The organism is Lysobacter sp. CA196 (genome assembly GCF_052078695.1).
Taxonomy (GTDB): Bacteria; Pseudomonadota; Gammaproteobacteria; order Xanthomonadales; family Xanthomonadaceae; genus Lysobacter.
In genome coordinates, this window is sequence record NZ_JBQJIN010000008.1 from 125,882 (window position 1) to 144,016 (window position 18,135).

12 protein-coding genes are annotated in these 18,135 nt (G+C 67.9%); 5 read left to right on the forward strand and 7 right to left on the reverse strand.

Going from position 1 to position 18,135, the window contains the following annotated elements; genetic code table 11:
• The first annotated feature begins 444 nt into the window (after window positions 1-444).
• Window positions 445-4,260 (forward strand): beta strand repeat-containing protein, encoded by a 3,816-nt coding sequence (locus ACTOWK_RS10010; protein ID WP_441330023.1) that lies wholly within the window; start codon window positions 445-447, stop codon window positions 4,258-4,260.
• Window positions 4,261-4,455: 195 nt separating this feature from the next.
• On the opposite strand, the gene ACTOWK_RS10015 is transcribed toward ACTOWK_RS10010, so the two are convergent.
• The 4 genes from ACTOWK_RS10015 to ACTOWK_RS10030 form a co-directional block, all read right to left on the reverse strand.
• Window positions 4,456-5,319, reverse strand: a complete 864-nt coding sequence (locus ACTOWK_RS10015) for a plasmid replication/partition related protein (RefSeq protein WP_441330024.1) — start codon at window positions 5,317-5,319, stop codon at window positions 4,456-4,458.
• A 154-nt stretch (window positions 5,320-5,473) separates the two neighbouring features.
• Complete coding sequence (locus ACTOWK_RS10020) at window positions 5,474-6,841, reverse strand: XVIPCD domain-containing protein (RefSeq protein WP_441330025.1); 1,368 nt, start codon at window positions 6,839-6,841, stop codon at window positions 5,474-5,476.
• On the reverse strand, window positions 6,838-7,458 hold the full coding sequence (locus ACTOWK_RS10025; RefSeq protein WP_441330026.1) for a hypothetical protein: 621 nt from the start codon (window positions 7,456-7,458) through the stop codon (window positions 6,838-6,840). Before ACTOWK_RS10025 ends, ACTOWK_RS10020 begins: the two co-directional genes overlap by 4 nt.
• An 85-nt stretch (window positions 7,459-7,543) precedes the next feature.
• Window positions 7,544-8,155, reverse strand: a complete 612-nt coding sequence (locus ACTOWK_RS10030; protein ID WP_441330027.1) for a response regulator — start codon at window positions 8,153-8,155, stop codon at window positions 7,544-7,546.
• An 815-nt stretch (window positions 8,156-8,970) separates the two neighbouring features.
• Between ACTOWK_RS10030 and ACTOWK_RS10035 the strand changes: the two genes are divergently transcribed.
• On the forward strand, window positions 8,971-10,098 hold the full coding sequence (locus tag ACTOWK_RS10035) for a type IV secretion system protein (RefSeq protein ID WP_441330028.1): 1,128 nt from the start codon (window positions 8,971-8,973) through the stop codon (window positions 10,096-10,098).
• A gap of 5 nt (window positions 10,099-10,103) precedes the next feature.
• Window positions 10,104-10,619: a DUF4189 domain-containing protein gene (locus tag ACTOWK_RS10040; RefSeq protein WP_441330029.1), complete on the forward strand. Its 516-nt coding sequence runs from the start codon at window positions 10,104-10,106 to the stop codon at window positions 10,617-10,619.
• 976 nt (window positions 10,620-11,595) lie between these two features.
• Here the strand turns inward: ACTOWK_RS10040 and ACTOWK_RS10045 are convergent.
• Window positions 11,596-11,835, reverse strand: coding sequence for a hypothetical protein (locus ACTOWK_RS10045; protein ID WP_441330030.1), 240 nt, complete (start codon window positions 11,833-11,835; stop codon window positions 11,596-11,598).
• A 363-nt stretch (window positions 11,836-12,198) separates the two neighbouring features.
• On the opposite strand from ACTOWK_RS10045, the gene ACTOWK_RS10050 reads away from it, so the two are divergent.
• Together ACTOWK_RS10050 and ACTOWK_RS10055 are read left to right on the forward strand one after the other, a co-directional pair.
• Window positions 12,199-12,513, forward strand: coding sequence for a hypothetical protein (locus ACTOWK_RS10050; protein WP_441330031.1), 315 nt, complete (start codon window positions 12,199-12,201; stop codon window positions 12,511-12,513).
• Window positions 12,514-12,748: 235 nt separating this feature from the next.
• Window positions 12,749-13,291 (forward strand): nuclear transport factor 2 family protein, encoded by a 543-nt coding sequence (locus ACTOWK_RS10055; RefSeq protein WP_441330032.1) that lies wholly within the window; start codon window positions 12,749-12,751, stop codon window positions 13,289-13,291.
• A gap of 228 nt (window positions 13,292-13,519) precedes the next feature.
• On the opposite strand, the gene ACTOWK_RS10060 is transcribed toward ACTOWK_RS10055, so the two are convergent.
• Window positions 13,520-14,692: an efflux RND transporter periplasmic adaptor subunit gene (locus ACTOWK_RS10060; protein ID WP_441330033.1), complete on the reverse strand. Its 1,173-nt coding sequence runs from the start codon at window positions 14,690-14,692 to the stop codon at window positions 13,520-13,522.
• Window positions 14,689-17,883 (reverse strand): efflux RND transporter permease subunit, encoded by a 3,195-nt coding sequence (locus ACTOWK_RS10065; RefSeq protein ID WP_441330034.1) that lies wholly within the window; start codon window positions 17,881-17,883, stop codon window positions 14,689-14,691. The genes ACTOWK_RS10060 and ACTOWK_RS10065 overlap by 4 nt, the downstream gene beginning before the upstream one ends.
• Window positions 17,884-18,135: the final 252 nt, after the last annotated feature.

Here is an 18,135-nt window from a genome sequence, read left to right on the forward strand (position 1 = left end):
CCGGGCGACCCCGCCCGTGGATAAACGCCTCTCGATTCATTCACGCACGCCACGACGACGAGCTTCCCCTAGCTCGCACCGCCACTCGACGCACGTCGTTGCTGAGGCGCGCATCGCTGTGAGCGATCGTCTCCAGGAAGCGACCGACGAATCGCCCACCGCGGAAGACTCGTGCGCGGCGCGATCATCATCGGACTTCGTCGCTTCGCGACCGCTCGTCGGAACTCACATACGTTCACTGGAATCGAGCCATTCGTCTCCCCAGCGACCGAGTGGGCTGCATTACTGTTAAACATGTCACACAAGGGGTGGGGCATGGGGAAACCAGGTCGTTCGGGCAGAGGGCAAAGCGCGCTTCTCGGTGTCCGGCAAGGGGCTGAACCGATATCTGCACGGATCGCGACGCCGCCGCGGCGTGCGGCCAAGGCGCTTGCGCTGTCGGCGATGCTGCTCGGCGGCTTGCTGGCCGCTCCGGCCCAGGCTCAGTTCAAGGTCGCCCAGGCGTTCACCAACAGCACCGCGCCGGGTTGGACCATCATCGGCACCAACAATGCCCTGACCAATAACGACAGCGGCATCCTGACCGGCGGTTATGGCCTGATCGCCGACGGCAACAGCACCAACGACGCCAACGGCAGCGGTTGGTTGCGCCTGACCACGGACCAGGGCACGCAGGTCGGCAATGCCTTGTTCACCGGCGGCACCTTGCCGTCGAGCAACGGCGTCATCGTCGAGTTCGACTATGTGATCTGGGGCGGCAACGGTGCCGACGGCATCAGCTTCTTCCTGTACGACGCGACCCAGACCATGCTCGGGGCCCTGCCCGGCGCCGGCCTGGGCTATTGCGACGGTCTCGGCGGTTATCTGGGCATCGGCCTGGACGAATTCGGCAATTTCTCCGGACAAGCCCCGGGGGTCACCGGCGGCTGTTCGCCGTTGAGCGGCAGCCCGGGCGGCGCCGGCGCCGACAACGTCGTGGTCCGCGGCCCCTTGAGCGACAACAACCGCTTCATCTCGCGCACCTTGCTCAGCGGCGGCATCGACGTGCCGACGGTCACCGTGCGCCCGGCCTCCGATCGCGCCCGCATCGTACTGATCCCGAACGGCTCCGGTGGCTACCGGGTGTCGGTCGGCGTCGGCCAGAACGGCGGCGCCGTCACCACCGTGCTGTCGGAGCTCAACTTTCCCTACACCGCGCCGAGCAGCCTGCGCATGGGCTTCGGCGGCGCAACCGGCGGGCTCAACAACATCCACGAAGTGCGTGAGTTGACCGCTGCGGCGCCGGACGATATCGCGGTGACCAAGACGGTGTCGGCCACACCGTTGTTCCGCGGCCAGCCGATGAGCTACACCGTCACCGTCGCCAATACCGACATCAACCTCACCGACCCGGGCAATCAGGCGCCGTCGATCGATGCCGCCAATGCGCCGGACATCACCGACACCTTGCCGGCCTCGGTGACCGGCGCGACCTGGACCTGCAGCGCCACCGCCGGCTCGACCTGTCCAGCCGCGAGCGGCTCGGGCAACCTGGCCTTCACCGGCGGCTATACGCTCGCGCCCGGCGGGGTGCTGACTTTCACCATCAGCGGCACCGTGGCGGCCGGCGCGACCTGCGGCGCCAGCGTTCCCAACACGGCCAGCGCCAATTTTTCGGCCACCGACGGCTTTTCCGACATCGACCCGAGCGACAACTCGGCGACCGCGAATTTCACCGTCGCCTGCGCCGACCTGGCGATCAGCAAGACCAACAGCCAGACGATCTATGGCGCAGGCCAGTCGTTCAACTATGTGCTGGTGGCCAGCAATGCCGGCCCTGCATCGGTGACGAATGCGGTGTTCACCGATCCGGCCATTGCCAACTTCACCGTGACCGGCGTGACCTGCGCCAGCCCGGTGGGAGGCGCTGTCTGCCCGACGGTCGGGGCCGCACCCGGGCAGCTATCGGTAGCGAACATGCAAGGCGCCGGGGTGAACATCCCGACCCTGCCTTCGGGGGGCAGCGTTACCTTCACCGTCTCCGGAACCGTGGCCTCCAACGCGACCGGCAACCTGACCAACACCGCGCAGATCGCGCTGCCGAACGGTGGTGTCGACACCGCTCCGGCCAATAACACCGCCTCCGACACCGACACGCCTCAGCCCAATTTCGGGGTTTGCGATGCGCGGCTGTGGCTGGAGCAGTCGCCGGGCGCGCCGACACCGACCACGCTGTACCAGATCGGCACCAGCACCAATCCGCTGACCTTCAATCCGGTCGGCACGACCAACCTGCTGTACAACGCGGTCGGCTACAACACCGGCGACAACTACCAGTACGGCCTGGTGACGCTCAGCACCAACACCCTGGTCAGGGTCGGCGCCGACGGCACCACCGTCAGTCTCGGCGCGGTCACCGGGTTACCGGTCGCGACCTATATCAGCGGCGCCTTCGGTACCGCCGGCAACATCCTCTACGTCAAGGACAACGTCGCCGCCGGCACGACGATGTACGCGATCAACGTGGCCACGTTGACCGCCACGCCGCTCACCCTGAGTGCGGCGATCAGCATCGCCGACTGGGCCTGGGTCGGCGGCTTGCTGTACGGCGTGACCAACGGTGGCCAATTGGTATCGGTCAACCCGACCACCGGCGCGGTCACCAACATCGGAGTGCCGAACGGCCTGGCGACCGGCTTCTTCGGCGCCATGTACGGTGCGCCGAACGGTCTGTTCGGTTCGGGCAACAACCCGCCCAGCGGTTTCTACCAATTCGACCTGGCGACCGGTGTGGCCACCTTGATCTCCGGTGCGCCGGGTTCGAGCTCGAACGACGGTTCCAACTGCGCGACGGCCAACATCACTTTCGGCGCCGATCTGGCGATCACCAAGACCAACACCCCCGGGGTCAACGGCAACGTCGACCAGGCCAACGACACCTATACGCCGGGCACGAACGTCGTCTACACCCTCGTGGTCAGCAACAGCGGCCCGTTCGGCGCGCAGAACGCGACGGTTGCCGATCCCTTGCCGGCCGGCATCACCACGGCGAGTTGGACCTGCAGCGGCAGCGCGGGCGGCGTGTGTGCGGCGAGCGGCAGCGGCGCGATCAACGACGCCACCGTCGACCTGCCGGTCGGCGGCTCGGTGACCTACCTGCTGACCTTGACCGTACCGGCGAACTTCACCGGTGCCTTGACCAACACCGCCACGGTGACCGCTGGTGCCGGCACCAGCGAGGCCAATACCGCCAACAACCAGGCGACCGATTCCGATACCTCGGTGTCGCGCCTGACCCTCAGCAAGATCAGCCTCGGCGGAGTCGGTGCGTTCAACTTCACCGGCACCAACGGCGTGGTCGCGCAGACCTTGACCACGACCGTGGCTGGCACGCCGGTGAACGGCGTCATCCAGACACTTACGAGCGTCGGCGTGGCGACCACGATCACCGAAGCGGCGGTGGCGGGCTACGCGGTCACCGACATCACCTGCACTGGCCTGGCCGGTGGCGGCACGGCGACGTTGGACCTGGCCAACCGCAACGTGGTGCTCGATGCCGCGGCGACTGCGGCCGGCGCCAACATCACCTGCACCTTCACCAATAGCCGGCAGCCGATCCTGCGTCTGCAGAAGGCGTTGCCGCTCGGGCGCTTCGTCGCGACCGACCAGTTCGTGCTGACGATCAGCGGGCCGGGCGGCCCGGGCACGGCCACCACCACCGGCAGCAGCAATGCGCCGAGCGAAGTGGCGACCATCAACCCGGCGACCAGCGGCGGTACCTACACGCTGAGCGAAGCCGGTGCGGCCGGCACCAATCTGTCCAGCTACACGACGACCTATGCCTGCACCAATGCACTGGCCGGCGGGCAGACGCCGAGCGGCAGCGGCATCAGCTTCACTATCACCGCCGCGGCCGGCGACGACCTGACCTGCACCTTGAGCAATACGCGCGCGCCGCTCGCCGACCTGTCGATCACCAAGACCAATACGCCGGGCGTGAACGGAAACGTCGACCAGGCCAACGACACCTTGGTGCGTGGCGCGACGACGACCTACACCCTCGTGGTCAGCAATGCCGGCCCGGATGCGGTGACCGGTGCGGTGCTGCGCGACCCCGCGGCCGGCCGCAGCAACCTGACCTGCACCGCGCCGCCGACCTGCACCGGCGCGGCCTGTCCGGGCGCGCCGCTGACCTTGACCGCACTCGATGCCGGTGTCGCGCTCGGCAATCTGGTCAACGGCGGCACCGTCACCGTCACCCTGACCTGCGTAGTCAACTGAGGCCGATGCGCCCTCGACCGATAGCGAGGGGGCGAACGCAAGCCGCGGGGGCGGCATTGAGGCTGGGGCTTGTCGCCGCGGCTTTCCATCTGGCCAGGCAGCGGCATGGCTGCGGCTGCTTTCTTCCCGGCCCGCACGGCCGCGTCGCCACCGCCTTCGGTCGGGCCGGTGCGGCCCTCTAATTGCGGCCTTGGGTCAGGCCGCAGCGGCTTGCAATAGCGCGAGTTCTTCGCGCAAAGCTTCGTTCTCGGCGGTCAGCTCGGCCACCTGTTGGCGCAGCGCCAGGATCTGATCGGCGAGCGCGGCATCCAGCGCCGAGGTTTCGCCCTCATCGCCTTCGCGCGGCTCGCGCGGTTTGCGCCGCGATTCGCGCACGCGCTTGGCCGCTTCCTTGAGTTCGCCTTTGCCGGCCAGGGCCGCGGCGCGCTGTTCGTCTTCCGGCAAGGTCGCGACCGCGGCCGCGGCATTGAGCGACAGCGTGCCCGATTTCACCGCGGCGACCACTTCCGGCGCCGCCTGTTTGTGGATGGTTTCGATCAGGCCGACCTGGGCGGTGCTCAGGCGCGCCTCGCGGGCGATCTCGCCGCGTTGCTTGCGTGCGCCCGGTGCCGGCTTGGCCGCGGCGGCCGCTGCGGGCTGCGGTGTGTCGGCGCCCGGTTCGGCCGCCGAGGTGTCCCAGGGGGCGTCGTCGTTGCCGGTGTCGGCCGCCGCCGTTGCCGGTGCGCCGGCGGCGGCGCGCTCGGCGAGGATTTCGCGCTTGCGCAGGGCCAGCACGCCGCGCTGGAAGTCGGACACGCTGCGCCGGCCGAGGTGCTGGTCGATCATCCACAGGTAGACGTCGTCGATCGACTGGAAGCGCGGGTTCTGTACGGTCTGGAACGGCAGGCCATGCTTGCGGCAGATGCCGTAGCGGTTGTGGCCGTCGACCAGGACGTCGCCCCACAGCACCAGCGCGTCGCGGCAACCCTCGGCGAGGATGCTGCGCTCCAGCGCTTCGTGCTCTTCCTCGGTCAGCGGATCGATATAGGCCTTGAGTTCTTGGTTGACGAGAATATCCATGGCGGGCACTGCAACTTCGGGCGCGGCATTGTAGGCAGATGCGGCCCATCGGTCAGCTCTGTGCCCATTCTGGCCCGCGGCCTTGCCGGTCGCGTCGGCGTCGGCGCCGTGCGGCCCGCGCGACGGATCGGCCGGATCGCCCGTTGCGGCAGGCTCAGTGAGGGCGCATCGGCGCCGTGCGGATGCGCTCCTGGGGGTCGGGCGATACGGCTTGCGCGGGCGTTTCGGAGTTCAGGTCCGCGAGCTGGCGCAGCGACTCGGCGACCGCCGTGTTCGCCGCATCCGCGGCCGGCATCTGCGCGCGGGCATGGGCGGGATCGCGCGGATCGCCCTGGACCAGGAACAGTTGCTCGGGCTGGCTTGGGGCATGGCCGGCGACGACCCGGTCGACCCGGCTCAAGCCGCTGCGCTTGGCCAGCACCAGCAGGCTCGCGGCGGTGCGCTCGCCGTCTTCGCCGCGTGCCAGGCCCTGGCCTTGCTGGACTGCGGCGAGGCCGCTGCGGATCTGTCCGAACAGACGGTGGTCCGGATGCTCGGCCAGGCGCGGATCGCCGGCGGCCGCGGCCGGCAACGGCGGCAGGCGTCGCGCGGTCTCGTCGAACGGGTTCTGCGGCCGGTCGGGCAAGTGGCGCAGGATCTCGCCGGCCACGCCGCGCGCGCCTTGCGCGAGCGCCGCCGCGATCGATGCGCCTTCGCGGGTCAGCAGCATGTCGCTGCGGTACTTGTCGAACATCGGCCGGTGTTGCTGCGCCAGCCGTTGCGCCTGCGGATCGTCGAGCACCGAGCGGTCGCGCCGCCCCTCGCCGTCGACCGGGAGAAAGTGGTGCATGCGGTGCGACTCCCAGCCGGCCGCGGCCGCGGGCAGGGCGTAGCGGATGTCGAGCCGGTCGCCGTTGTCGGCGTAGCGGCCGACCCGGGTCAGCGTGTCGACTTCCTGTTCGACCGCGTACATGCGGACCCGGCCGAAATGCTTGCCGGCGGCGCTGACCATGTCGCCGGCCATGACGTGATTGACGACTTGCAGGCCGCCTTCGGGGATGCGGTCGTGCAGGCTTGCCGCGCCATAGGGATTGAAGGTTTCGCCGTTGAGGCCGAAGCGGTAGGCGCTGATCTGCGCCAGGCAGCCGCCGAGCGAGTGGCCGGTGACCGACACCGGCACCTCGCGGCCGAGTTCCTGCTTGAGTGCCTGTGCATATTCGACCGCGCGACGGGTCAGGCCGATGGCATCGTCGGCCTGGCGGTTGACGCGCGCGGCGACCATGCCGCCGTCGGCGAGCAGGCCGTCCTTGACGAACTCGCGGCCGAATTCGGTGCCGCGGTGCGCGACCACGATGGCGCCGGTGTCGAGGCGTTGGTAGATCGTGCCCTGGTAACCGGACGGCCGGTCCACGTGTTCGATGACCTTGTAGGTGACCTCGTCGATGCGCAGTTTTTCTTCCCGGCCCCTGGCGCGGCGCCCCGGTTCATAGGGGCTGTAGGCATCGCTGGCGAGGTTCGCGTACTGCTGGCTGTTCGTGCTCATGGCGTCATCGCCTTGGGAATGAAGGTGACGGAAAAGACGTCGGCGCGGATGTCCTCGCGATACATGCGCGGACCTTGGTAATCCAGGGCGACCGCATCCTGCGGATTGGCCCGCGGGCGCCCGTCGCGCCAGAAGTGCAAGGTGCTGCTGCGTCCGGACAGCAGCGCCTCGCCCGGCAGGCTGGGGTCGATGGCGATGTCGCGATGCTGGCGGTCGGCGAGGTGCAGGCCGACGTGCAGTGCGGCGAGCCTCCAACGGCAGACGCCGAGGCCGTGGTAGTCCTCGTCGCGCATGGCGTCGGCATGCACGGCGATGACGTAGCGGCCGGTGGCCGTGCGCAGATAGGTCGCCGGCAGGCTGTGCCGCGGCACCGGCCGGATCCCGGTCCCGGGCAATTCGGGCACGCAGGACAGGTCGCTCACCTCGTACTGGGCCGTGCTCGCCAACGCCAGCACCGGCCCGGGCGCATCGTCGATGCGCAGGGTGACTTCGTAATGCTGCTGCGGATGCGGATTGACTCGGTAGTGCGGCATGGTCGGCTCGGAGAAATTGGAGCAGGCGCCGAGGGCCAGGACGAAGGCGAGGATCAGGCCGGGCACGGCAGGGACAGGGCGCATGCAAGCTCGTTGCAAAGGGGGGTGAGCGGAACGATTCGGCGACGTCGCCGTCACCGTCGGAGAGGCCCTGCGCGGCCCCGCGCGGTCAGGCGAGACCATGCTCGACCGCGAGATAGACCAGGGACGCATCGCCCCTGACGTCGAGCTTGTCGAACACGCGCGAACGGATCGTGCGCACGGTCGATTCGGTCACCCGCAGCGAATCGGCGATGCGGCGGATGCTTTCGCCCTTGACCATGAGCATCGCGACCTCAAGCTCGCGCGGGCTGAGCTGGTCGAACGGCGAAGAGTCGAACAGCACCTGGCAGGCCAAGGCGTTGTCGAGGAAACGCCGGCCGCTGGCCACCTCGCGCACGGCGCGCAAGACCACCAGCGGATCGCTGGTCTTGCTGACGTAGCCCAATGCGCCCGCGGCGAGCAACCGCCGCGGAATCGGACTGCGTTCGAGCATCGAGACGATGAGGACCTTGCGGTCCGGATCCTGCCGCAGCAGGCGGCGGGTCAGGTCGAGGCCGTCGGTATCGGGCAGGTCGAAATCGCACACCACCAGGTCGATGGCGAAGGTCGGAATCAAGGCCAGTGCATCGCGGCCGTTGGCGGCCTCGCCGACCACTTCGATGTCGCCCGCTTCTTCCAATACCCAGCGCATTCCGGTGCGCATGAGGGGGTGATCGTCGATCATGAAGACGCGGATCATTACGAACTCTCTTGCCAAGTCAGATCCATCTGGATGACATCTAATCTCAATAAAACCTCAGAGTTGGCAAGCATCGCTTCTCGAATTTGCTTTGTGTCCACAAGAACGTAGACATTTGTCTACAAGGCGTGGCCAAACGCGCACGACGAATCAGAGTTTTCCTACAACGCATTGCGGAAATCCGGTGCTAGCCTCACTCACGGATTCGATGTCGCCGCGACGCATCCGCAACCACGACGCAGCCCGCCGTGCATGCACGGGCGAAGGCTTGCGAACGGCGACGGAACGCTCGCATCGCGGTCTAGTCGCGCCGGCCATCCGCTCTGACGCGCGGATGCCCAGGTCCGCGATTCGGGTGGCACGCCGGGCAACGCGACTTGCCTGGCGCGACCCGAGCCGCTCGAATCGGGAAGTACGCGCATCCGAAAGCACGCATCCGGAAGCACGCACCAGGAAAACGCACCGGGAAGCACGCACCAGTAAGCACGCATCAGCAAGCACGCACCCAGCAAGCGTCGTTCGGAAGCACTGTTCGGGAAGCACGATCCGGACAACGCAATCCGAACCATCGCGACCAGCAACAGCGTCGAGGAACTCGCATCACGGTGCCGCACGCGCAGCGGCCGCGCCATCGGGCGGCGGAGCCATTGCGGGTCCGTGCGCACGGCGGCTATTCGTAGGGTTTTTCCAGTGCCGGAGGAGAAGCTTCCGGGCAGCGATGAAGAGCGCGCAAGCGAAACACGCGCCGTAGGTCAGGCATCGATCAGCGGGGCCGCCTCATCGGCGCGCCCGGCCGCAACGAAGGGGGAATCGCAATGGCAGGGATGGACCGCGTGTCGAGCGGACTGCATGAGGTGTATCGCGCCGGCATCCAGTCGGGGCTGGGCGACTTCGCCTTCTACAAGTTGATCGATGGCTACTTCAGCCACGAGATCGATGCCTTCGGCCTGCAGCTGATGGGGCGGATGATGGCCTGGGCCAGCGGCATCGCCCTGACCCTGGTGACCCTGTGGGTGTTGCTGGCGGGCTATCGCATCGTCACCGGGCAATCGCGCGAGCCGATGATGGCCCTGGTCGTCAATGCGATGAGGGTTGCGGTCATCGTCTCGGTCGCCACCGGCATGTCGATGTTCGGCGGCAGTCTGCACGGCATGTTCACCGACAGCCTCGACCGCGAGATCCATCAGGTCTTCACCGGCATCGAGGGACGCACCGCCGCCGACAGCATCGACCAGAACCTGGCCTACACCCAGGTCGCCCTGGCCGCGATCGATGCGGTACAGGTCGTCGATGGCGACGATGCGATGCGCGAGGAAAAAGCGCGGGCACTGCTGTTCGCCGGTTTCGGGTCGGCCAGCCCGGCGATGACGGCCGGCGCGATGCTGCTGTTGTACAAGTTCGGCATCGCCGTGTTCATCGGCCTCGGCCCCTTGTTCATCCTGTGCCTGATCTTCGACCAGACCAAGGAGCTGTTCCGTCGTTGGTTGCTGTATGGCCTCGGCACCTTGTTCTCGATGGCGACGCTGAGCGTGGTCACGGCGATGGCGATGAAGCTGCTGGCGAAAGTGGCGATCGCGTTCTGGGTGTCGAAAGCGTTCAACGGTATCGTCGGCCTCGACGCCGAGGGCATGACTAGCCTGGCGATGCAGCAGGGCGGGATCGGCCTGATCCTCACCACCTTCATCGTCGTCGCGCCGCCGGTGGCGGCGGTGTTCTTCAACGGCACCATGGGCAATTTCGTGCATTACTCGGCGTTCGGCAGCAGTGCCGGCGCCGCGTCCGCGGCATCGGGCCAGGCCTCGGCGGGGTCGCATCTGTCGCCGCCGTCGGGCAGCGAGCAACGTCACGCCACGCCGGCCTTGACGACCGGACCGGCGCACGAATTCGGCCGGCCACCGTCGGCGCGCGAGTCGCGCGGCGAAGACTCGGTGCGCAGGGTCTGATGCCCATGCGCGAACGTCCATCCATGCGGCGCAAACGCGCGCTCTGCATCGCCACATTGGCATGGTCTGTCGTGGCGGCAGGGGCTGCCTGGGCCGAGGGCGGTTGCCCGCCGGGGATGATTCCCTACAGCGCGGCCTCGCCGAATGCCTGCGCGCCGATACCCAGCGGTCCCGCCCCGCGCGGCGCGGCGAGACCGCGCTGGGCCAGCCAATGGGGCGCGCTCGCCTTCGATGCGGCGGCCGGCATCATGGGCGCGGCGAGCGACACCGGCAGCAAGCGCGAAGCCCGTCGTGTCGCCCTGGAAAATTGCCGCGCGCGCGGCGGCCGGGCCTGCAAAGTCGAGATGAGTTATCGCGACAGCTGCGTGGTCGTGGTTGCCGGCGATCGCCAGTCGGACACCACCACCGCAAGCAGCGCCGAACGCGCCGCCGAAATCGGCCTGGGCGCGTGCGAGGCACGCAAGGACCGGCGATGTGAGTTGTATTACGCGGAGTGTAGTTTTCCGGTACGGGAGCGTTAGCGGTGTGGTGTCGTATCGCCGAGGCGTGCGATGCGGTGGGATCGATCGATTCTTGTCTTTTGCTTTGGGGATACGCCGCAAGGCCATCGCTGCGCGGTCGCGGCTCGCGCCGCTCCTACCCCGAAGCAGTCTTGCCATTGCTTTTGCTTTTGCTGTGCGTTGCGCTCGCGAAGGCAACAGAAGACCCGTAGGGCGGCGCGCAGGGATGTGCGCCGTTTTTATCGGGACAGGGATGTCCCGTATGTAGAGCCCTGCGGAGGCACCGCTCGTGCGGGCCTGTGATTCAAAACAAAGCCACTACTTTGGTTAGCTTTCTTTTGTTGCCTTAGACAAAAGAAAGTAACCCGCCGCTTTAGTGGCGGAAGCTTTTGGGGTTTGATCTAGATCCTGATTTTGCTTGAGCGATACGCCGCAAGATTGTCACGACGTGGTCGCGGCTTGCGCCGCTCCTACCCTGGCTCCAGCCGAGAGCGTCGCGAGATATAAACGTCATGGCCGTAGCTTCAAAGAGTAGGAGCGACGCAAGTCGCGACCGCGACCCGGCGGCTGCCGGCGTATCTTTGGAGCAAGAGCAGAGCTTCCGTCCGCTGACGCGGCCGGGTTACTTTCTTTTGCTAAGCCCAAAAGTCCCACAGGGAGTTCCTTCGGTTAAAGCTAACCAAAGAAAAGGGCTCTCCTTGCAAGGGCACAAGCCCGCGCGATCGATGCCGACGCAGGGATGCTCCAGACAGGCCATCCATGGCCTGCTTGCGCACGGCCCGCATCCTTGCGGGCCGCCCTACGGGTCTTCTCTTGACCGGCAGAGCGGCAAAGCCACAAAGCAAAGCGGATCAAAATCTCGGCAACGGCAACGGCAACGGCAACGGCAACGGCAACGGCAACGGCAACGGCAACGGCATGGCTGGTCTTCAAACCAACAGCAAGGTCCGGCAACCGGCCATTCCGGCGAAACCCAGAAACCAAACGACGCATCCGACTACCTGCGCCGTAGCGCATGACCATCGCGTTGCATCTGGCGATGATGCCGCTCGGCGCAGGCCGGTCCGCAATAGAGTCGCTGCGGGTCGTCGTCGAACGGTTCCAGGCAGGCGTGGTTCAAGCAATAGCCGGCCGCATGCGGCCGTGTCGCGGCCTCGGCGGCGAGTTGGTGGGCCTGCAGCGATTGGGCGAGGTTGATTTCCTCGAACTTCTGCGCCTGATCGATGATGTCGCTCATGGGTGGATCGAATCCTTGGGAAAGGCGCCGACGCGGGGTCGTCGCAGGGAGGCGGGTCGACCGCGGGGCGGTCCGATGTGGCGACCGGGAGCGGCCGGTTCGTGTCCGCAACAGCCTTCCATCGCGGCGTCCCACCGGCTGACACGCGGCCGCGCAGGGCGGTGGGGAATCGCGTCGCGTGCGCGATCTGTGCCGTGATTCACGCCACCGCGCGCATGGGCTGAACCGATCTCTACGACAAGGCGTCATGACATGACGTGCGCATGAACGAAGCCGCATAAATGCGCCGCCGGTATCTCGGGGTGAGACGTCGGCTCGCTAAGGTGTCGTCATCGGCCACCGCGCGGCCGAGTGGAGTGCGCCATGACGCTCGAGACCCGACCCGATCGCGGCCCGGAAACCAGCCGCGCGATGCAGGCGCTGTACGACGCCACCTGGTTCGCGCTGTGCGAAGGCGACCGCTATTCGGCGATGGGTCGGCGTGCGGTCGCCAATTCGTTCTACAAGCTGCTGCCGCTTCTGGCCGAGGCGCGCAGGGCCATGGCGTTGGAAACCGGCTCCGGCCAGGCCGCGGGCGTTGGCGCGATCGCGGCCGGCGACCGTGTGCTGTGCATGCTGCCCTTGGCCGGCATCGGGACCATCGATGCGGCCTCGTCGCCGCCGGCGCAGGACGATTGAATCGGCGTCGACCGCTCTGGCCGTCGAGTCGGCGCGTCTTCGGTGGTCGGCGCGGGCAGCGCCCCATCCCCGCACACCCCCTGCGGGATGCCTGGAAATCCGGTCTTTCCGACTTGACCGAGGGCCCTGTCGCCCAGTATTGCGAGGCCGCCGAGGCAGGCGCGCGAGGCCGGGCAGGCGACGAAGCAGCCGGCTCCGGCTATGATCCCGGGACCGACACAAGGGAAGTGGATCGATGATCAAGTTGGCTTGGGTACTCGGCTTCACCGCAATGCTCGCAATACCCGCCGGGATCGCTTCCGCCGCCGAACCCAGTGCGCCCGCCGCGACAGCCGCTGCGCCGGCCGTTGCGACCAGCGATACCAGTGCCGCCGACAAGGCGCTGCACGACACCATCGCCGGGCTCGACACGCAGGTGTTCGACGCGTTCAACCGCTGCACCGACCCGAAGCAGCTCAAGCGTTATTCGGATTATTTCTCGTCCGACGTCGAGTTCTATCACGACCTCGGCGGCGTCTCCTGGACCCGCGAATCGATGATCGCCCAGACCCGCGCCGGCGCCTGCGGCAAGATCCGTCGCGAGCTGATCCCGGGCACGGTCAAGGTGCGTGCGATCAAGAGCTACGGTGCGCTGGAAACCGGTCAGCACCGTTTCTGCCAGGTCAAGACCGGCCAGTGCGACGGCATCAGCGACTTCCTGCTGATCTGGCGCCAGCAGGCCGATCATTGGGAAGTCGGTCGCGTGATCAGCTACGGCCACGTCGACAGCAAGCCCTGATCGGCTGCGCGGCCCTGATCGGCTGCGCGGCCTTGACCGCGGTAGCGCGGGCCTGAGGCCCGCAACGGCGCGATCCGCGTTGCGATCGCGCTCTGCACTTCTTCGATAGCTAACTACCTCCCCGTGCCCGGCACGGGGAGGTTTCGGTGTGTTCGGATCCAGGCGCAGCGGCCGTGTTCGCAGCTTGTGTTCTACCGTCTACCCAGCGAGAGCCGGGCAGCGGTTGACTCACGACTTCTTCGGCGGCGGCAGGGGCTTGGCGTGGACCTTGTTGCCTTCGCTCAGTAGCGCGTTCGGCGCCAGCACGATGGTCTCGCCGGCACGGATGCCGCTGAGGATCTCGATCTCGTTGCCGAGGTTGCGGCCCAGGGTGACGTCGCGATAGGCGATGGTCGAGTCGCTCTTGAGGGCCACGATCTGGGCGCCGGCGGCGCGCTGGATCACCGTCGACACCGGCAGCACCACCGCCGCGGCTGCGCGCGGCAGGTGCAGGCGCACGGTGCCGACCATGCCGGCGGGGATGCGGCTGCCGGGGTTGGGCAGGCGCAGCTCGGTGCGCATCACCCCGGCCTCGCGCGAGAGGTTGCGCGCGCTGCGTGCGACTTCGGCCTTGAACACCTGCCCGGGCAATTCGGGGAAGCTGACTTCGGCTTCCAGACCGGGCTCGATCTGCAAGGCGACGTTCTGCGGCACGTCGACGACCACGCGCAGCGGGTCGAGCACGTTGACCTCGAACATCGGCGCGCTGGCCGAAGCCGAATCGCCGACCACGCGGTCGCCGCGCTCGATGTTGCGCGCCACCACCACGCCGGCGAACGGCGCGCGCACGGCCTGGAACGATTGCCGTTCCAGCGCCGCGGTCAGGCGCGCCTGGGCGGCGTTGCGCGCCGCCACCGCGACGTCATAGCTGCCCTTGCGGTCGCTGAAGTATTCCTTGGAGATCGCGCCCGAGCCGATCAGCGCCTGGGCGCGGTCGTAGTTGACCTTGGCCAGTTCCTGGTCGGCGGCGGTCTGGGCGAGCACGGCGCGCGCCTCGCGCACCGACTGGTCGATCTCAGGCGCCGAGATCGTCGCCAGCACCTGGCCGGCTTCGACGCGGTCGCCGAGTTCGACCTTGCGCTCGCTGACGAAGCCGGTCGCACGTGCGTACAGCTGCGCCGATTCGCCGGCCTGCGCGCGCGCCGGCAGGGCCAGTTCGGTGATCGGATCGGCGGCCTTGGCCTGCACCGTGAGCACTTCCGGCAGGGCGTCGGCCGGCGTGGGCTCGGCGTCGCTGCGGCCGCAGCCCGACAGCGCGACGAGCAGGGCCGCGGCGAGGACGGTGCGCAACAGCGTTGCCTGCGACAACGAGGCCTGCGACCACGAGACCCGTGATGGCAGGCCGTTGAGGACGATGTTCATGGAGCGACTCCTGCGGCGATGGCGGCGTCGTCGACCGGGTCGGTCTGCGCCTGCGGTTTTCGGCGGCGGCCGATCACGGCCAGGATGGAAGGAACCAGAATCAGGGTGGCCGGCGTGCCGAACAACAGGCCGCCGATCACCGCGCGGCCGAGCGGCGCGTTCTGTTCGCCGCCGTCGCCCAGACCGATCGCCATCGGGATGATGCCGAGCACCATCGCGCAGGCGGTCATCAACACCGGCCGCAAGCGCACCGCGGCGGATTCGTAGGCGGCCAGTTCCGGGTCGTGGCCGTCGGCGATCAGGCCGCGCGCGAAGCTGGTCACCAGCACGCTGTTGGCGGTGGATACGCCGATCACCATCATCACGCCCATCAGCGTCGGCACGCTCAGCGGGGTGCCGGTGACGAACAGGCCGATCGCGGCGCCGGCGATCGCCACCGGCAGGCCCGACATCGCCACCAGCGGCTGGACCCACGACTGGAAATTCACCACCAGCACCAGGAACACCAGGATCGCCGACATCAACAGGCCGGCGGCGAGTTCGCCGTAGGCGCTCTGCATCTCGCCGGCCTGGCCGACGATCTCGATGCGGTTGCCGGGCTTGAGCTTGCCGCCGAGTTCGCCGGTGATCGCGGTCAACTCGTCGTAGACCGAGCCCAGGTCGGTGCCCTGCACGTTGGCGACCACGCTGATGGTCGGCGCGAGGGTGGTGCGGGCGATGCTGGCCGGGACGTTGCGCGGCGTGACCGTGGCGATGTTGCGCAACAACACCGCCTGGCCGTCGCTGCCGATGCGCAGCGGCGCGTTGAGCAGGGCGTCGATGTTCTGCAGGCTGTTGATCGGCGCCTGCACCTGCACGGTATAGGCGATGGCGTTGACGGTGTCGGTCCAGTACACCGGCGAGACGGTGCCGGCCGAGCCGAGCACGGCGAGCACGGCGCGGCTGGCCTGCTGCGCGTCGAGGCCGAGCTGGGCGGCGCGGGTGCGGTCGATCTTGACCTGGTACTCGGGCAGGTCGAGCACTTGGCGCAGGGCGATGTCGACCGCGCCCGGCACTTTATGCAGGCGTTGTTCGATCTGGCGCGCGGCGGCGAGGTTGCCGGGCACGTCGCGGCCGATCAGGCGCACCTCGAAGGCGGCCGCGGCGGAACCGGCGAGGGTGCGGCTGGTCGCGTCGGGCGGACGCTCGAACAGCTTCACGTCGGGGAAACGCTCGGCGATGCGTTGGCGGATCTTGACCAGGTAATCGTGGCTGTTGGCGTGCGGTGAGCGCAGCTGCAGCATGATCTCGGCTTCGAACGAGCCGACCACGGTGCTGTCGACCAGCGACAGGTTGATCGCGTCGGGCACGCCGATCTGTTCGTACACGGTCTGCAACTCGGCCGGCGGGATGATGCTGCGGATCTCGCGCTGGATTTCGCTGACCCGCGCCGCGGTCTCTTCCAGGCGGGTGCCGGTCGGCAGGCGCACCTGCAGGCGCAACTGGCCGGCGTCGACCTGAGGAAAATATTCGCGGCCCAGCGACATCGCCGCGAGCGCGCCGGCGCCGAACACCAGCACGGCGACCAGGCCGAGCACGGCGCCGTGGTGGCCGAGCCGGATCAGCAGCGCGTGGTGCTTGTCGCGCAGCGCATCCAGCACGTGTTCGACCTTGTGGCTGACCTTGAGCAACAACTTTTCCGGCGCCCAGCGCGGGTTGGCGCGGCTGGCGATGTCGGCCGGCAGCAGCAGGTAGCACAGCACCGGGATCAAGGTGCGCGAGAGCAGGAACGAGGCCAGCATGGCGAAGATCACCGCCAGCGCGAGCGGGGTGAACACCCAGGCCGACAGGCCGGTCATCAGCAGGATCGGGGTGAGCACGATGCAGATCGCGATGGTCGAGACCATCTCCGGGAACACCACTTCCTTGGCGCTGTCGAGGATCGCGGTGCGCACGTCCTTGCCGAGGGCGATGTTGCGATTGGTGTTCTCGACGTCGACCACCGCGTTGTCGACCAGGATGCCGATCGCCAGCGCCAGGCCGCCCAGGGTCATGACGTTGAAGGTGTAGCCGAGCAGATGCAGCATCGCCACCGAGGCGAGCAGGGCCAGCGGAATCGCCGACAGCACGATCATGCTCGAACGCCAGGAGCCGATGAACACCAGCACCACCAGCGCGACCAGCAGGCCGACCAGCACCGCCTCGTGTTCGATCGAGCCGATCGCATTGTCGACGAACACCGACTGGTCGAAGATCGGCTGGATGCGCGTGCCCGGCGGCGCCGAGGCTTCGATCTCGGGCAGACGCTCGCGGATCGCGCGCACGATTTCCACCGCGGATGCGCCGCCGAGCTTGATCAGCGCCACCGACACCGCGCTGGAGCCGTCCATGCGCGCGATGTTGGTTTGCAGCGCTCCGCCGTCGCGCACCGAAGCCACGTCGCGCACGTAGATCACCACGCCGTTGCGCGCGGTCACCGGGATTTCCAGGAATTCGGCCGCGGTGGCCGGGCTGGTGTCGATCGAGATCTGCATCTCGCGCCGGCCTTCGCGGATCGAACCCGAGGGCAGGGTCGGGCTGCCGCGTTCCAGCGCACCGGTGACGTCGGCCGGGGTCAGGCCGTAGGTCTGCAGCTTGGCCGGGTCCAGGTCGACCATGATCTGCCGCGGCGCGCCGCCGTAGGGCAGGGTCATGCGGATGCCGGGGATGGTCTGGATCTGCGAACGCAGCTGCAGGCGCGCGTAGTCGTAGAGCTGGGCCTCGGTCAGCGAGTCCGAGGACAGCACCAACTGCAGCACCGGCGTGCTGGAGACGTTGTTGCGCACCACCAGCGGCGGCGAGGTGCCCGGCGGCATGCGCCGCAGGATCGTCTGCGAGACCGCGGTGATCTGCACCAGGGCGCGGTCGAGGCTGACCGTGGGCTGGAAATCGATGCGTACGATGCTGGCGCCGTTGAGCGTTTCCGAACGCACTTCCTTGAGATCGTCGACGGTGTTGAGGATCGCCGCCTCCGAGAACGAGGTCATCTTCGCGGCGACGTCGGCCGCGGGCAGGCCGCTATAGGTCCAGACCAGGTTGACCGAGGGAATGCCGACCTCGGGCAGGATGTCGGTCGGCATCTTGCGCGCCGACAACACGCCGAACAGCAGGATCAGGATCGCCAGGACGCCGATGGTGTAACGGCGGCTCAGGGCGTATTGGACTATCCACATCGCGAGGGGGTTCCGACGGCTGGATGAGTGGAGCGGTTGTCCGCGCTGCGCGGCCGGGTAGTCGGCCGCATGACGTGGCAATGACTGTGCGTTTGCCGCTGCCGGCGGCAGGCGTCCGACGAGGTGTCGACGTCCGCGGCGTGGGCGGTCGGGTTCCGGCCTGATGGACGAATCGGGCTGGCGCCTGCCGCGCCGGTCCGCACGGCCCGCTCCGGAGCCGATGCCCGCGGTCGTCGGGCGCCGCCCTGTTCA

Excerpts from the sequence above, each read along its gene's own strand:
- ACTOWK_RS10020 (WP_441330025.1), bottom strand. The coding sequence starts at position 6,841 with ATGAGCACGAACAGCCAGCAGTACGCGAACCTCGCCAGCGATGCCTAC.
- ACTOWK_RS10065 (WP_441330034.1), bottom strand. The coding sequence starts at position 17,883 with ATGTGGATAGTCCAATACGCCCTGAGCCGCCGTTACACCATCGGCGTC.
- ACTOWK_RS10045 (WP_441330030.1), bottom strand. The coding sequence starts at position 11,835 with ATGAGCGACATCATCGATCAGGCGCAGAAGTTCGAGGAAATCAACCTC.
- ACTOWK_RS10010 (WP_441330023.1), top strand. The coding sequence starts at position 445 with ATGCTGCTCGGCGGCTTGCTGGCCGCTCCGGCCCAGGCTCAGTTCAAG.
- ACTOWK_RS10040 (WP_441330029.1), top strand. The coding sequence starts at position 10,104 with ATGCGCGAACGTCCATCCATGCGGCGCAAACGCGCGCTCTGCATCGCC.
- ACTOWK_RS10015 (WP_441330024.1), bottom strand. The coding sequence starts at position 5,319 with ATGGATATTCTCGTCAACCAAGAACTCAAGGCCTATATCGATCCGCTG.
- ACTOWK_RS10060 (WP_441330033.1), bottom strand. The coding sequence starts at position 14,692 with ATGAACATCGTCCTCAACGGCCTGCCATCACGGGTCTCGTGGTCGCAG.
- ACTOWK_RS10050 (WP_441330031.1), top strand. The coding sequence starts at position 12,199 with ATGACGCTCGAGACCCGACCCGATCGCGGCCCGGAAACCAGCCGCGCG.
- ACTOWK_RS10055 (WP_441330032.1), top strand. The coding sequence starts at position 12,749 with ATGATCAAGTTGGCTTGGGTACTCGGCTTCACCGCAATGCTCGCAATA.
- ACTOWK_RS10035 (WP_441330028.1), top strand. The coding sequence starts at position 8,971 with ATGGCAGGGATGGACCGCGTGTCGAGCGGACTGCATGAGGTGTATCGC.
- ACTOWK_RS10025 (WP_441330026.1), bottom strand. The coding sequence starts at position 7,458 with ATGCGCCCTGTCCCTGCCGTGCCCGGCCTGATCCTCGCCTTCGTCCTG.
- ACTOWK_RS10030 (WP_441330027.1), bottom strand. The coding sequence starts at position 8,155 with ATGATCCGCGTCTTCATGATCGACGATCACCCCCTCATGCGCACCGGA.